Origin of the sequence: Rhizobium sp. BK181, from assembly GCF_014193305.1 — a bacterium.
Lineage (GTDB): Bacteria > Pseudomonadota > Alphaproteobacteria > Rhizobiales > Rhizobiaceae > Rhizobium.
In genome coordinates, this window is sequence record NZ_JACHZA010000008.1 from 118,938 (window position 1) to 133,596 (window position 14,659).

Consider the following 14,659-nt stretch of genomic DNA (forward strand, 5'->3'; position numbering starts at 1 on the left):
GAAAGGCTGCGCAATCAGCGCAGCCGTCATGGTTGGGGATTGGTGTTCAGCTGGGCCTGCATCTGCGGCTGGGTATTCGTCCACCCCTTTGGCGCACCTTCAGGCAATATTTCCGGCGTGGTGAAGAAGACGCCATACTCGGTCGGATTGGGCGTTGGCGTCACCGCTGCCTGCGGCGTCCCCGCAACGCCAGTCAGCAACTGAATGCGCGCCAGCATCGCGAAGTCTTCGTGCACCGTGTTGTGGCAATGGTTCACGTAGGACCCACCAAACTCGCCGAACTGGATCTGGAACGTCACGCTGCCGCTTTCTCCAAGCCGCCAGACGTCCTTCCGCTGCAGGTTCTCGGTCGGTGGCGGAGCCTGGCCATTCCGCAGCATGGTGATGCCTTCCTCGAAATGCAGGTGAATGGGATGATCCCAGCCGCCGCCGCCGTTCTTGTAGGTCCAGTGCTCCACTTCCCCGGCCTTGGGAATGAGCAGGGAAATCCGGTTGGCGTTCATCGAATGCGCCGTCTCGCCGTTGATGCGAATGGTCCATGGGAAGGTCACGGTCTCACCGCAATCCGGCGTGCAGCCATTCGGCCCACGCGAGTCCCCGGTTCCCGCCCTGCCGAATTCGACCATGCGCGTGCGCACCGGCGTCACGATCGGAATTTGTTCCGTGAGCGTTGCTGGAACCTGGCTCTTGTCGGGATCGGTGGCGCGAAGAATGACGCCCGGGACATCGACGCTTTCAACAGCCCCGACGATGCGGAACTCCAGCATCGGCCCGACGACCGGATCGTCCGGCGTACCCTGTAACGCCTTTGCGAGACTAAGCTCTTCCTTGGGGCGTCGCCCATCTTCATGGCGCAGATGATTGACGACCTTGATGCGATCGCCGATCTTGAAGCCAGAGAAATCAACAACGAAGTCGTAGCGTTCGGCGATCCCCTGCACTGGCAGAGCCGGAATCGTCAACGGTGTGACAACGAGGTTGCCGTCGTTGGCAATGAACTTGATGGGAACCGGATTACCCCTGGCATCGGCCAGTCCGAGCTTCAGGAAGCGTGACATGCACGCGTTCAGGACGCGGAATCTGTACTTGCGTGGCAGCACCTCGAAGAAGGGTGCGAACCCGAAGTTGACGAGCGGGACGTCGCCCAGCATGCCGTCGGTGTCGAAGATGTCGAAGTAGAGCTGACCGCCGGCGTCGCAGGCGCAGTCCGAGAAGATCAGATTGACGTCGAAGTCGGTGTTACCCCATCCGAGAAGCTTGCCGCTTGGCAGGCGCAGATTGACGCCGTCATTCAGCTCTTCATTGCCCCGGTCCGGGCCGCTGTAGTAATTGATGGCGCCAAGGTTGCCCTTGTAGACGTTTTCCGCCGTGAAGAAGAAGCGGTGGTCGTGCGCCCACATCGTTCCCTGCAGTTCGCGGAAATCACCAGCCACATTTACGAGGCCGATATTGTCGTCGGGACCGGAAGCACGCGGGTCGCCGGCCTGGGTATTGATCTTGTCGCGCCGCGCCAGCGCCGTACTCCAGCGGTAGTCGTAGAACGTACCGGGGAAGTGATGCACATTCGCGGCTCCGTCGCTTTCCGCACCGTTATGAGCGTTATGGAAATGCAACTGGGTTTCATTGCGCCCGAAGCCGTTGTTTGCCTTCCGGTCGGTCGGCAGGTCATTGTAGATGCGCGTGATGATCGGCTCGCCATAGCGCCCCTTGATCAGGAATGGCGGCAAGCCGCATTCGCCAGCGCGACCCGACGCATAGGTCCAGCAGCTGTTCGGCTCCTGTACCGGGAAATGGTCGTGGAAATAGCTGTGGCCGCCCGTTTGCGAAATCTGGCCAAGCCGCATGATGTAGCCGACCTTGGGGAAGAACTCGTCCCATCGCTGGTGCGCGAACACTTCGCCGGGCGGACGCCCCTCGATCGGCCCGTGATGCGTCAGCGGATTGATAAACGCCCCATTCGCGGGGTCAGCGGAAAAATCCGTGTGATAGGAAAGCCGCTTGGCCGGCCGTTCGCCAAGGCCGGCCGGAAAGGCCGCATGGCCCTCAGCCGTCCGTGTGATCGGCAACGGTTTCAGATGGTTCAGCCGATGCATCGGCTGAGAAAATTTCTGGATGCCGAACAGCGGTGTTCGCGGTGTTCCTGTCGGAACCGACGCATAGGCGCTCGTTGCAAACGGGCTTAGCCCGTTCTTGCAGGCGAGATATCCGCTTGCCGTAAAGATCCCCCATTTGAGTAATTCTCGACGGGTGACCTGCCCCTGGTTCAATGCCCAAACTATCTCTGCCCGATTATCTCGAGCAAGTTGTGCTTCTCGTTGACGGATTCTTGACGCGTTTTTAGAGATATACATTCGACCAGCCCCCAATCAAATGTAACGAGTTCCATCAATGCGTGACGGTGGCCCTACAATACACCCTAAAACTTGTGAAAACAAACAGGATCGTAGTATTTTTAAAATATTCAGATTTTTTCAGAAACAAACCGTCGAATTTATATTTTCTAAATAGTGGGACGGTTGAATGTTTTCCCGAATTTCGTATAATTACCCTGTACTTATTTCCAGATATGAACTCGATCGATACTGTATGAATTTTCGACGCATCAGGGGCGATGTACGAAAATGCCAAACTTCAGGTACCGGGCGATCGATCTCTCGGGGCACATGCTCGAGGGTATTCTGCAGGCAAACTCCAGCGCGCTGATGGCCGCGGAGCTTGAGCGTCGGTCCCTGTTTCCAATTGATATAGAGGAAGTGAAGAAAACAGGCGCAGGACTGGGCCTGTCGTTCCAGTCGACTCCGTCCTACGACGATGTAACAGCTTTCACGGAAGATCTCGCTGCCCTCCTTTCTGCAAGTGTTGCCCTGGACCGGGCGTTACAGATCATCCATCAATCGACAAAGCGGCATGCGCTCGGCAACATGACGCGTTCGCTTCTGGACGTGGTTTCAAAGGGACACAGCTTCGCCGAAGCGATCGAGGCCTATCCGGCGGCATTTCCACCGACCTATATCAAGATGGTCGAGGTCGCCGAGGTTGCCGGCAACCTTGACGTCACGCTGCAGGTGATTGCCCAGGAGCGGCGGCGGGGTCGGGAACTCAGACGCCGCCTGACCTCGGCACTCGCCTATCCTGCATTTCTGGTCCTTGCAGCCGTGGGCGTCCTGTTTTTCGTTCTGACCGTCGTCATTCCCGAATTCGACAACGCGCTGGTCGGCATGGGCGCGGACGCGAAGGCATCGACCTCGATCGTCTTTACCCTGTCGCGCGCGGTCGCGGCCAACAGCACGCTGATATCGGCCATCGGTGTCGGTGCGCTCTGCCTTGCCCTCGTCATCACCCGCAGCAAGACGGCAAAGTCGATCCTCCTCTCCCTGCTCGGTTATCTCCCAGGCTTCGATACGCTGCTGATGCAGGAGCGCGCCGTCGTCTTCTGTTCGACATTTGCCATGCTGAACAAGAGTGGCGTCGATCTGCCGACATCCCTTCGCCTTATACGCGGCTTGATGCGTGACGAGCACTCCGCAGAGGTCGTGGCCGAAGTTCTGGCAAGGGTCAGAGACGGCAGTCAGCTCACCGATGCCCTTTCCCGCGTTTCCTTCCTTCCGCCCTACGGCCTGCAGATGCTTCGGGTCGGAGAAACCACCGGAGACACCGGCAAGGCCGCGCTGCGTGTTGCAACCTACTACGAGACCCGGCTCGACCGCTCGATTGCCCGTGCCACAGCGATCATCGGCCCGCTGGTTCTGCTGACTGTCAGTGCCCTGATCGCCTGGATCATCGTTTCGGTCATCACGGCTTTGCTCAGCCTGAACGATCTACTGATGTGACCGCCATGAAAAAGCCGCTGCAACACCCACTACCGACCACCCGCAAATCTCCCCGGCGCCGCACGGTAAGGGGCGACGGAGGCTTCACCCTGCTGGAATTGCTGGTCGTGCTCGTGATCCTCAGCCTGGTTGCTGGCATTGCTGCTCCGCGCGTTCTTGGTTACCTCTCGGAGGCTCGTGTGCGTGCCGCACGGCTGCAAATCGAAGCCCTGACCTCGGCTTTCGATCTCTTCTACCTCGACACCTCGCGCTACCCCACAGAACGAGAGGGCCTAACCGCGCTGGTCAGCGGCTCGGCGATCAAGCGCTGGAAGGGCCCTTATATCCAGCAGGCCTCGGTTCCGCTGGATCCTTGGGGCCACGAATATCAATACCGCATTGGTGACAAGGGGCGACCCCAGATCATTTCCTTTGGTGCCGATGGCGTTGAAGGGGGGGCCGACAATGCCGCAGACATCGCGATCCAGTAGTCATTCTTCGAGTGATGGCGGTTTTGCGCTGCTGGAACTTCTGGCAGCACTCGCAATCATTGCCTTCGTGGCGGCGATGGCACTGCCCTACATGATCAACGCCGGGCAGGCGATGAGCCTGAAGGTTCAGGCAGCGGAGATCGCGGCACTCCTGCGACAGGACCGGAACATCGCGATGGCGGAAGGCCGCACCGTCGTATCGACCATCGACACGCGTCGCGGCACGGTCCTGTCCGGTTCCTCCGCAAGACGGGTCATGCTGCGGGAAGGATCTGCGATCCGGGTGGAGCGCGCCGCGCACGGTCGCATGGTATCCTTTCAGGCCAATGGCCGCTCCTCCGGCGGGACCTTCGATATCTCGGGACCGAGCGCGACCTTCCGCATCTCGGTGAACTCGCTGACGTCAGGCATTGCGCTGTCAGCACTCGAATGAGGCCCGGCATGTGTGCGGCCCCCACTAAGAGTGCCCCGAATGCACACGACCGGCGCGATCAAGGATTTACGCTGCTTGAGGTTCTGGTGGCCGTCGCCATCCTCGCAGCTGTTCTATACGTGGTCCCGAGAAGCCTGGTCTCGGCGCGCGCCTCCGTCGTTCAATCGCATGCCTGGCTCGAAGCACGGCTGGTCGCCGAGGAAGTCCTCGCCGAGGAACTGCAGGGAAAGATCGTTCGTCCCGGCACGTTTGCTGGCGTGAGCCACGGACGCAGGTGGCGTGCCGTCATCACACGATCTCCCGAGGCCGATGGGCGGGGGCCGGAGGGACAGACACTGCTCGAGGCGAGGCTTTCCGTCGACGTATCGTCTTCGCGACGGTTGGCGGTCGATCGACTGTTGGTCGGAGTGGCTGAATGAGGAAGGAGCGCAAGAGTTCAGAGGGTGGTTTTGCCATGCTGGAGGCCCTGGTTGTCCTCCTGCTCAGCGCGCTCGTCTTTCAGGCGCTGCTGTTGTCGGCCTATCTCGTGACCCGGTCTTCTGCAGCGGCCAGTCGCGACGCCGGAAACATCGAGCGTCTTGCCACAGGGCTCACTGCCCTCAGGCGCGACCTGTCAGAGGTTGCTGCCATCAAGACCAGCGAGCAGGCAGGCGCGCCCCTCCTGTTTTATGGCAGTGAAACTGCAGTCGGTCTCGCGACCGGCTCCGCATCCGATCAACTGGTCTGGATTTCAGTCAGATCTGGCGCTCTCGTCCGGTCTGCCCTCGCGCGATTTCCCTCGGCAACCAGTTTTGAAAAGGTGAGCGCCGCTCCGCCGACAGCACTGCTGCAGGGAGCATGGGACTATCGCTTCTCGTTTGCTGAAAACACCCGGAAAGGCTTCGTGTGGAGCAATTCCTGGTCCGATCGCCCGACGCTTCCCGATGTCATTCGCCTGCAGATATGGAGCAAGTCGGATTCGCGGCGCGCACCTTTGACGCTGGTGGTTTCCCCCCATGTCGATCCGCCACGGCTATGCCCGGAAGGCGCGAGCTGCGAGGGAGGTCCAGATGCGACGTGATGGCGGATATGTCACGCTGGCAACCCTTGTCGTATGCGGCTTGCTGGCAGGAATCGTATCGACGTTGGTGCTGTCGGCGCAGCCGACCCTGGTTCTCACGCGTCTGGGCGTGGACGATCTCGTGACCGAGAACCTGCTCGACAGCGGCGCCACGGCGTCCGCCTACCTTCTTTTTACCTCAGACAGAGACGCTGCATTCGTCGACGGCCGCATCATCACGCTTTCGACCGGAAGTGTCACCCTGCAGGTTGCCGCAGAAGCAGGACGGCTCGATCTCAATGCCTCTCCGCCCGAACTGCTGAAAGGGCTATTCAAGGCAGTCGATGGCCAGTCGCTTTCCCCCGACGCGTTTGCGGCACGGGTGGTTGACTGGCGCGACGGAGACGACGAGCGGACACCCGAAGGCGCCGAGCGCTCCGACTACAGGGGAAACGGAGCGCGCGGCCTGCCCATGAACGCAAAATTCCAGTCGGTTGGCGAGTTGCGCTTTCTCAAGGGACTGAGCGAGAATGACTACATGAAACTCGAGTCGTTTCTCACGGTGCACAACCGGACTGGCATGCTTGATCCGGGAGCGGCCTCCCGGAAGGCGCTGCTTGCGATCCCGGGTATGAGCGAGGCGGACGCCACGACCATTGCAGCGTTGCGTAACGACGAAGACAGCGACGAGCGGCGTGCCCTGGTAAAGAGATATGAAGGCTTCCTCACGGTGGAGAGGCCGACCGTCTTTCGCGTGAACCTCGTTGCCCACAGCAAAAGCGGCCGGGTCGGAACCGCCGAGATGGTCGTCGCCGACGCAACCGACACCCCCAAAGGCTATGTCGTCTATGCCTGGACATTTACCGGATCGGGGGGACGTTGATGGCGAGATGTATCGAATGACCGGGATAACCACATCGATCAAACGAAGCTTTTCAGCCTTGCTCGGCGAGATGGTTTCCTGGCAGGCCGCAGCGAACATCCCCCGCAGGAACCGTGGAACATTTCTCGTTGTCGAGGAGCCGGCGAGGCTCGTTTGCTACCGCGTCTCCAGGGCGGGGCCGATCCACAAGGCCGAGGGACCCCGTGATGAGCTCGGCTGGCTTAGCAGCGTCGTCGGAACACAGCCAGTCGAAATGCGGCTTGGCGCGGATCGTTCGGTCGTGCGATCGCTCAAACTCCCGGCGGCAAGCAGACACCATGTCGATGCGATCATCCGCCATCAGCTCGAACAGCTTCTTCCATGGCCCGCGGACAAGATGACGTTCGACTACGATCTTGAGGACGGCGAAGCGACCGACACCGCCGATCAGCTAGATGTTCGCGTCGTCGCGGTCTCGCTCGCTGCGATGCGGTCGGCGATCGATCCCCTCGAGGCTGTCGGCATCAAGCCCGTCGTCGTCGGACTTGCGACCGATCCACTCGCGAAGTCGAGTAGGATCAATCTGTTACCGGGCGCGAAAGCGGCACTTACGGCGAGACGTACGCGCATCGCTCTCGCGTCCCTTTGCGTCCTCGCGGCAATTGGGGCAGCCATGCTGTCAGTTGGCGGCTTTCAGCTCCAACAGGCAACGCAGGAGAAAAAGCAGATAGAAGCCTCCCTCGCCAGCCTTCGCGGCACGATTGACAAGGCGCGTCAGAAGGCGGAACAGGCCGACAGTTCCAGCGCGAAACTGGCGCGCAAATGGGATGCCGCCTCCATGGTTGTCCTGATCGATGAACTCTCGAAGATCATCCCCGATACGACCTATCTCACCACGCTTGATGTTGCAGATCGAAATGTGCGTATTGCAGGATTTTCCGCCAATGCCGCGCGGCTGATCAGTATCATCGAAGACTCAGAGATGCTCGAAGCCGCAAATTTCTCCGCGCCGGTCGTCCGCGATGGCGACAACGGCAAAGAGCGGTTCGAAATCCTGGCCCATCTTGCAGGAGCCAAAACACAATGAACCGGAAGCAGGGCGCCGCGAGAAACGTCAGAATGGCAACGATTGCTGTGCTCGCTGGCCTGTTTTTCGTTCCTGGGGCGATAGCGGCATGGAGCGTGATGGAAGCACGTGGGCTGTCGCAGGAAAATGCCGAGCAGCGGCTGTCCCTGGAGGCACTCAAAACCAGGCTCGCGGCGCTCGAAGGCAACACGGATGACAAAGACGGCGATGGTGCCGCGATCTACCTGCCAGGCGACACGCCGGCTGTCGCAGCCGCCGAATTGCAACGCCTGATGACCGATGTGATCGGCGAGACCGGAGCAAAGATCGCTCAGTTTGAATTCGTCGACCCCGGAGAGGATGCACCCGACGACGGCGCCGTCGAAATGCGCGTTCTGTTTGAGACGACCACGGAGCCGCTGCAGCAAATTCTCTTTGCGACGGAAAGCAACCCGACAGCCCTGCTCTTCAAATCGATCACGATCGAGAGCGCGGAAACAAGCGTCAGCAGCAGGGAGCCGCCTGTACTGCGCGTTTCAGCCTCGGTCGAGGGCTACTGGCGAAGGAGCAAGCTGTGACCGGCTTGAAAAGATCTGGAATTGTGACGGGCGTCGCCCTGGTGGCGATGGCGGGCGCGGCTCTGTCCCAATCGGAGCCCAGCGCTCCAGCGACGCCGTGGCTGAGTGGCGTGACCCTTGATAAGCTCGAAGCGACCCGGCTTCACCCGCTGTTTTCACCCTCAAGGCAGCCCCCGGTCGCTGATGAGCCGGTCGTAGACGTTGCGCCAGTCATTGCCAGTGTCTCCGAAACGTCGCCATCTGCACCTGAGATAAAGCTCGTGGGGATCATTTCGATCAGCGGCAACCGCCAGGCACTCCTGCAGGACCCCGCGAGCGGCCAGATCCATCGCCTGAAGGACGGCGACAGGCTTCAGAACTGGGTCGTCTCCATCGTCGACAACCGTACGATCAAGCTCGAACAGAACGGCCAGCGCCAGGACTATCGGATGTTTGCCCCGACCCAATAGCGCCCGTCAGATCTTAACGCTCAGATCGTAACGCGCAGAACCTCCTCGATCGACGTGATGCCCTTTCGGTATTTCGCAAAGCCATCGTCGAGCATCGTGGTCATGCCGGCACGCACCGCCGCTGTCTGGATTTTCTGGGGATCGACGTCATCGCGCATGAGCCCGCTGAGCTCGGCATCGACGGGCAGGACCTCGAATATCCCGACGCGTCCTCGATAACCGCTTTCCCCACAATAGGCACAACCGACTGCACGGAAATAGCTGTCCCCAGGGCGCGGGACGAAGCCGCGACGCGCAAGGGCGGCATGCTCAGCGCCGGCACCATCGTTCACAGGCGCCCTGCAGCGTTCGCAGAGCCTGCGGACAAGTCGCTGTGCGATGACACACCGCAAGGCGGACGCAAGGAGGAAGGTTTCGACGCCGAGATCCATCAGCCGGATGATCGCATCGGCTGCGCTGTTGGTGTGCAGCGTCGTAAGCACTAGATGCCCCGTGAGCGCTGCCTGGATGCCGATCGACGCGGTTTCGCTGTCACGCATCTCGCCGACCATCATGATGTCGGGGTCCTGGCGCAGGAAGGAGCGCATCGCATTCGCGAAGGTCAGATTGATCGATGGCTTCACCTGCGTCTGGCTTACGCCGGCGATCTGATACTCGATCGGATCCTCGATGGTCATGATCTTGCGTTCGGGACTGTTGAGGCTGGAGAGCGCCGCCGTCAGCGTCGTCGTCTTGCCGCACCCCGTCGGGCCGGCAACGACGATCAGCCCATGCGGCTCGGCGATCTGGGTGCGCAGAATAGAAAAATCGCGGGCGGCCATGCCAAGTCGGGAAAGATCAAGTGCCTCGGCACCCTTGACGAGAATTCGGGCAACAAGCGCCTCGCCATGCAAGGTTGGCATCGTCGCTACACGAAAATCGGCGCGCGTCGTGTTGATGGTGATACGAGCGCGCCCGTCCTGCGGCAGCCGGTGCTCGGCGATGTTGAGTCCGGCGAGAATCTTGATGCGTGAAACGACACCACGAGCGATATCGTTCGAGAGCGGCTGCATGGTCCTCAGCATGCCATCCACCCGCATTCGCACCCGCACGCCATCCGGCTGGGGCTCGATGTGGATATCGGTTGCCGACAAGTTCAACGCGGTTTCCAGCAATTGGTCGACGGCCCTGACGATGGGCGCGCCGCTCGCGAGATCATGAAGGCGATCAAGATCCTCTTCGGCCGCACTCTGCGAGCGCGCTGCCGTTTGGTCGGCAGGCGAAAGGACGTTTGCCCGATCCTTAGAAAGCAACCGTTCGAAAAGCATCGCCATCTCTTCGAACGTCGCCACTCTCATTTCCACGCGTTGTCCGAGCGCGGCCGCCGCCGCCTCGATCGCCTCCTCGCGTGTCGGGTCGGCGATCACCAGAATCTGCTGGCCCTTCTCCAGTGCCGGAAGCGCCCATGCCGCGCGCAGGAATCGCGGCGACAGATCGGCGGTAAGCTCGGGCCGGAACTCTATCTGGTCGACGGCGGCGCGACCGAGCCCGTGAAATTCGCCAATTGCCTCGGCGAGCTGATCTCCCGACAGTACGCCGGTCTCCCAGATTTGACTGTAGCTCGAAGGGGGAGCCTTCAGCATCCGCTCAAGCGACACCCTCTCGGATGGCCCGACCAGATTATCGTTCGTCGTCAGATATCGGACAAAGTCCGTCAACGTCGTTGCAGTGGCCATCCAGATATCGCCTCGTCTGCGCTGCGTCCTTCCTGCGATTTGCAACAGCGTCCGCCAAGTTGAACGACAAGTCCATGCCGACCTTTGGGTAAGATATCAGGCCGTTACGGTTTGCCTACTGTAAGATGTGCATAGTCGCCATTAGCGATAACGCGCCCCCTGAAAAATGCTAGGTTCGGATACTGGAAGCTAGAGAATCAGTTGAGGGGAGATGGGACCTAGCAGTGCAATTGGTCGTGCAGGCCTGCTGTTCGGATGGTGTGTGTTGGCCACCGGATGCGTGCTGCCCGATCATGGTTCCATGGATAGCCCCAAGTCTATCCTCGGTTCCGTGACGAATGCAGACCTGTCCGCTCGTTCGCCGCGCCCTGACGGATCGGTGGCGTCTCACAACGCAACGAGCTCGGGCCCCCTCCAGGCAGTTACATTTGTGACGCCGGGCGATGGGGTCGTAGACCCTATCCATACGGGGCAGACCCCGGCCGCAGGCGAGGTCAACCTGAACTTCCAGGGCGCAGAGCTGCGTGAAGTGGTTCAGGCAATCCTCGGCGACACGCTTGGCCAGACCTATACGATCGATCCGAAGGTCTCGGGCTCGGTGACGCTTTCGACGGCCCGCCCGGTCGCAAAGGGCGAACTGCTGTCGATCCTGGAAACGCTCCTGAACATGAATGGCGCCGACCTCGTGAAGCGTGGCAACGCCTACCAGATCGTTGAAGCCGGTTCGGCCGTAGCTGGGCAGACAACGGTCAGGGGAAGCGGCCCTGGCTTCGGCATCACCATCCTTCCCGTCCGCTATATCGGCGCACAGACGCTTGCCCGTCTGATCGATGGCTTCGGCGCAAGGCCTGGCGCAATTCGTGTGGAAACGACACGCAATCTGCTGGTCATCGCCGGCAGTGGTGCTGACCGCCAGGCCGCGATCGAAACGGCAGGCGCGTTCGATGTCGACTGGATGAAGGATCAGGCGGTTGGCATTCTACCACTGCAGAATGCCCGGCCCGAGGCTGTTATACCTGAACTCGAACGCATATTCGCGGCCAAGGGCAGCGAGAACGGTGCAATCCAGTTCATGCCGATGCCGCGTCTTCGCGCAATTCTGGCGGTGTCGCAAAGCCGCACGCTGACGGAGCGCGCGCAGACATGGGTTCGTCGGCTCGACCGGGAAAACCCCGATTTCGGGCAGAGCGTGCATGTCTACCGCGTGAAATACCGGGACGCGACGAAGATTGCCGAGCTGCTGCAAAAGCTGTTCTCGACTGGCGACGACACGGAAAGCGAAGAAAAACCAGGGGCAACTCCAGCGTCTGCTGACACCGCCGATGCTGCTGCCCAGCCAGCCGAGGCAAGTGCCGGCCAAACCGGCGGCGGCGGAACCGACACGGCCGAGATCGATCCTGCGCGCTTCGGTCAACCGACATCAAACGAACTCGGTGCCGACGCGGTGCGCATTCGTGCCGACCCTTCGAACAATTCCATTGTGATCTACGGCGATCTCGAAATGCGCCAGCGGGTGCTCGGTGCGCTGACCCGGATTGACGTGCCGCAGTTACAGGTGGCAATCAGCGTCACGATGGCCGAAGTGCGCCTGACCGACGACATGCGTTTCGGCGTCCAGTATTTCGTCAAGAGCCATCACCTCGGAGCGGGATCGGACAACGGTTCGGTTGGCCTCTTCAACGTGCTCGCCGACAATATCGCGCGCGAAGTGCCCGGCTTCAATTTCGTTCTTGGCTCCGAAAGCAGCCCTGACATCATCATCAGCGCCCTCGACAAGGTCACAGACGTTCAGATCCTGTCGTCCCCGTCTCTCGTCGTGCTGGAAAACGAAGTTGCGCGCTTCCAGGTCGGCGACCAGATCCCGATCATCACGCGCACCGTTACCCCTGTAGACGCGGCTGATGCGCCTGTCAGCAACGAGGTGCAATATCGCGATACCGGCATCATCATGAATGTCCGCCCACGCATCGCCGAGAACGGTGTCGTAGCAATGCGCATCGAACAGGAGATCTCCTCGTCTTCGTCGCCGGACAGCCTGACGCCGACGATTTCCAACCGGAGCATTTCGAGTTCCGTGTCCGTCGTCGACGGCCAGACCGTGCTGCTCGGCGGCTTGATCAGCGAACAGGCACAGCGCGCAAAGGACGGCATCCCGGGCCTCAATCGGATGAAGGTCGTCGGCAATCTGTTCGGCAGCAAGAACCGCGCCAATACCCGGACAGAGCTTCTGATCCTGATCAGGCCCATGGTCATTCGTGACGGTCGCGATGCGCAAAGCGTCGCCGAGGAGCTGCAGTCGAAAATGTGGGGAATGGGCGGGCGCAAGGTCAAATAGTGCAGTGGCCAAAAACCATCGATACACGTCTGGCAGCAGTGGCGATCGCGGCACTGGCTGCCCTTGTGGTCGGATTGACGACCCTGCCATTGCCGCGCGCAACCCTCGGCGCGGTGCTTGCCGCCCTGGTGACCTTGGTTACAATCGAGGACTGGCTCAATTTCAGGGTTCCTAACCTTCTGAATCTCGCGCTGGCAGCGATCGGGGTCGGCGCATTCCTGCTCGGTCTCGATCCGCTGGGTGACGATGTGGAGAGGTCATTGCTTGGTATCATTGCAGATGCAGCGCTCACCGGCGGATCACTGCTTCTGGTACGTGAGGTTTACTTGAGGCTGCGTGGTATCGAGGGACTTGGGCTTGGCGACGTAAAGCTCGGTGCGGCTGCCGGCGTATGGGTCGGATGGCAGCAATTCGCCCTTGTCGTCTTTCTCGGTACCCTTGCCGCACTTCTTTTTGTTCTCGCCAAAAGCAGGCACCAGGGCCATTGGCCCGCAACGGCTCGCATCCCCTACGCGTCGTTTCTGGCACCTGCCATCTGGGCCGGGTGGTACCTGGCACAGTGGAGCAACCTCCCGTTATTCTGAGAGGCCGTGGGCGCTATGCCCCCCTGATTGATCCCCGCCAGATCAGTTCGGCATGAAGCTTGATCGACTGCACCCCATTCTCCGACTGTGGCCCTCGAAAACCATTCGACTGCGTTTGAAGCGATCGTAGAAAACGGCCAACGGTTGTCAGGTCGTAGGAAGACCACGAGGCCTGCTCGATATCGTCGAAGCCCGCGATGCATAACTCGCCCGGTATTGACGCGTTGCGTCCATGAAACCGCAAGCCAGGAGGTCGGTTGCGCAGAAGACCGCATCCGGGCGCTCTGCGCGCGTCAATATTCGCTGAGCCAGGACCCTGCCCGCTTCGCAGCCCGTCCACCCATGACGCTCGACTGAAACCTCCATTCCAAGGGCCCTTGCCGCAGCGATGAAGCCCCGCTCTCTGGCTATGAGGCTCGGTGTTCCCGCGTTGGACTTGGCGAATTCGAGCTTTCGACATCCGGCCCGGACGAGCGCCGTCACCACGCGTCCGGCGTCCTCGTAGTCATCGAGGTTGATCCGCAGCGGGCCGGGCTGCGCATCGTCGCGATTGATAAGGACGAGACGCTGCCCGTTGCGCAGGTAAAGCTCGGCAATGGACTTATCAGGCATGCCGGAGAGAATGATTGACGCATCCGCGCGATAACGGATCGCTTGCCTGAGAGTACGATCAACACTGCCATCGGCACGGTCCGTATTGACAAGCATCGCGACCTTGCCAGCGTTCTGAACCAGCAGTGTAAGCTGTTCCAAAAAGGGCAGAACGGTAGGGCGTTGCAACGTCGGAGACGATCAGGCAGACGATGCCGCTCTCATTTCGCATGAGACCGCGAGCAAGTTCATTGATGTGGTACCCAAGCGCCTCGGCTGCTTCGAGCACGCGCCGGCGCGTCTCTTGGGACACGCTGGCGCCCGGCGTAAATGTCCGCGACACCGCAGATCGTGAGACCCCGCCTTTTCAGCCACTTCCTGGCTGCTCACAAACACTTTTGCGGACACGGCTCGATCTCCATTTGCAAGATTTTGCATATTGCTGCAAAAGCGTGCAAGCCTCCCGCCGGCAGTGCCGGATGAAACTTTTATGACGGTCTTGGTCGAAGTCGCTGTTGGGTTCGCCTACACTTGCCCGCGTTTGTATATTGGGAACATCCTGTGGAACGAGCGCATGAGCGTGCTAGGGACCCGACATTTCTCGGTCTCTGCCTTACGCAGACCCTTGGATTGAATTTGCGGCGTTCGTTCTCTTTTGACAGAGACGGATCAATGCTGGGCCGCGCCCGCTAAGTCCGCGAAATGCG

13 protein-coding genes and 1 pseudogene are annotated in these 14,659 nt (G+C 60.5%); 11 read left to right on the forward strand and 3 right to left on the reverse strand.

Translation table 11 applies throughout. The features are described from left to right. Nucleotides 1–26 precede the first annotated feature (26 nt). Entirely contained in the window at nt 27–2,267 is a 2,241-nt protein-coding gene (locus FHT77_RS19165; protein ID WP_246712759.1) for a multicopper oxidase family protein, read from the reverse strand. Between the two features lie 354 nt (nt 2,268–2,621). Between FHT77_RS19165 and FHT77_RS19170 the strand changes: the two genes are divergently transcribed. Genes FHT77_RS19170 through FHT77_RS19210 form a run of 9 tightly spaced genes read left to right on the forward strand, consistent with a single transcriptional unit; the run spans nt 2,622 to nt 8,727 of the window. Next, nucleotides 2,622–3,830 (forward strand): type II secretion system F family protein, encoded by a 1,209-nt coding sequence (locus FHT77_RS19170; RefSeq protein ID WP_183756498.1) that lies wholly within the window; start codon nt 2,622–2,624, stop codon nt 3,828–3,830. Between the two features lie 5 nt (nt 3,831–3,835). Next, nucleotides 3,836–4,300 (forward strand): type II secretion system major pseudopilin GspG, encoded by a 465-nt coding sequence (gspG, locus tag FHT77_RS19175; RefSeq protein WP_183756572.1) that lies wholly within the window; start codon nt 3,836–3,838, stop codon nt 4,298–4,300. After that, complete coding sequence (locus FHT77_RS19180; protein ID WP_183756499.1) at nt 4,275–4,733, forward strand: prepilin-type N-terminal cleavage/methylation domain-containing protein; 459 nt, start codon at nt 4,275–4,277, stop codon at nt 4,731–4,733. The genes gspG and FHT77_RS19180 overlap by 26 nt, the downstream gene beginning before the upstream one ends. Nucleotides 4,734–4,741: 8 nt before the next feature. After that, entirely contained in the window at nt 4,742–5,152 is a 411-nt protein-coding gene (locus FHT77_RS19185; RefSeq protein WP_183756500.1) for a prepilin-type N-terminal cleavage/methylation domain-containing protein, read from the forward strand. Then, on the forward strand, nt 5,149–5,793 hold the full coding sequence (locus tag FHT77_RS19190; protein ID WP_183756501.1) for a hypothetical protein: 645 nt from the start codon (nt 5,149–5,151) through the stop codon (nt 5,791–5,793). The genes FHT77_RS19185 and FHT77_RS19190 overlap by 4 nt, the downstream gene beginning before the upstream one ends. Next, complete coding sequence (locus FHT77_RS19195; RefSeq protein ID WP_183756502.1) at nt 5,783–6,655, forward strand: general secretion pathway protein GspK; 873 nt, start codon at nt 5,783–5,785, stop codon at nt 6,653–6,655. Before FHT77_RS19190 ends, FHT77_RS19195 begins: the two co-directional genes overlap by 11 nt. Before the next feature lie 16 nt (nt 6,656–6,671). After that, the gene (locus FHT77_RS19200; protein ID WP_183756503.1) at nt 6,672–7,721 is read left to right on the forward strand and encodes a PilN domain-containing protein; all 1,050 of its coding nucleotides are present in this window, start codon (nt 6,672–6,674) and stop codon (nt 7,719–7,721) included. After that, nucleotides 7,718–8,278: a type II secretion system protein GspM gene (gene gspM, locus FHT77_RS19205; protein WP_183756504.1), complete on the forward strand. Its 561-nt coding sequence runs from the start codon at nt 7,718–7,720 to the stop codon at nt 8,276–8,278. Before FHT77_RS19200 ends, gspM begins: the two co-directional genes overlap by 4 nt. Continuing rightward, nucleotides 8,275–8,727, forward strand: coding sequence for a hypothetical protein (locus FHT77_RS19210; protein ID WP_259186819.1), 453 nt, complete (start codon nt 8,275–8,277; stop codon nt 8,725–8,727). Before gspM ends, FHT77_RS19210 begins: the two co-directional genes overlap by 4 nt. 20 nt (nt 8,728–8,747) lie before the next feature. Here the strand turns inward: FHT77_RS19210 and FHT77_RS19215 are convergent, their stop codons facing one another. Then, nucleotides 8,748–10,442 (reverse strand): GspE/PulE family protein, encoded by a 1,695-nt coding sequence (locus FHT77_RS19215; protein ID WP_183756505.1) that lies wholly within the window; start codon nt 10,440–10,442, stop codon nt 8,748–8,750. A 301-nt stretch (nt 10,443–10,743) separates the two neighbouring features. Here FHT77_RS19215 and gspD point away from each other — a divergent pair, with 301 nt between their 5' ends. Next, on the forward strand, nt 10,744–12,777 hold the full coding sequence (gspD, locus tag FHT77_RS19220) for a type II secretion system secretin GspD (RefSeq protein ID WP_183756506.1): 2,034 nt from the start codon (nt 10,744–10,746) through the stop codon (nt 12,775–12,777). Further along, the gene (locus FHT77_RS19225) at nt 12,777–13,361 is read left to right on the forward strand and encodes an A24 family peptidase (protein ID WP_259130829.1); all 585 of its coding nucleotides are present in this window, start codon (nt 12,777–12,779) and stop codon (nt 13,359–13,361) included. Before gspD ends, FHT77_RS19225 begins: the two co-directional genes overlap by 1 nt. 13 nt (nt 13,362–13,374) lie before the next feature. Here the strand turns inward: FHT77_RS19225 and FHT77_RS19230 are convergent. Further along, nucleotides 13,375–14,390, reverse strand: a pseudogene (locus tag FHT77_RS19230) (substrate-binding domain-containing protein). Nucleotides 14,391–14,659: the final 269 nt, after the last annotated feature.

Excerpts from the sequence above, each read along its gene's own strand:
- FHT77_RS19170 (WP_183756498.1), top strand. The coding sequence starts at position 2,622 with ATGCCAAACTTCAGGTACCGGGCGATCGATCTCTCGGGGCACATGCTC.
- gspG (WP_183756572.1), top strand. The coding sequence starts at position 3,836 with ATGAAAAAGCCGCTGCAACACCCACTACCGACCACCCGCAAATCTCCC.
- FHT77_RS19180 (WP_183756499.1), top strand. The coding sequence starts at position 4,275 with ATGCCGCAGACATCGCGATCCAGTAGTCATTCTTCGAGTGATGGCGGT.
- FHT77_RS19185 (WP_183756500.1), top strand. The coding sequence starts at position 4,742 with ATGTGTGCGGCCCCCACTAAGAGTGCCCCGAATGCACACGACCGGCGC.
- FHT77_RS19190 (WP_183756501.1), top strand. The coding sequence starts at position 5,149 with ATGAGGAAGGAGCGCAAGAGTTCAGAGGGTGGTTTTGCCATGCTGGAG.
- FHT77_RS19195 (WP_183756502.1), top strand. The coding sequence starts at position 5,783 with ATGCGACGTGATGGCGGATATGTCACGCTGGCAACCCTTGTCGTATGC.
- FHT77_RS19200 (WP_183756503.1), top strand. The coding sequence starts at position 6,672 with ATGACCGGGATAACCACATCGATCAAACGAAGCTTTTCAGCCTTGCTC.
- gspM (WP_183756504.1), top strand. The coding sequence starts at position 7,718 with ATGAACCGGAAGCAGGGCGCCGCGAGAAACGTCAGAATGGCAACGATT.
- FHT77_RS19215 (WP_183756505.1), bottom strand. The coding sequence starts at position 10,442 with ATGGCCACTGCAACGACGTTGACGGACTTTGTCCGATATCTGACGACG.
- gspD (WP_183756506.1), top strand. The coding sequence starts at position 10,744 with ATGGATAGCCCCAAGTCTATCCTCGGTTCCGTGACGAATGCAGACCTG.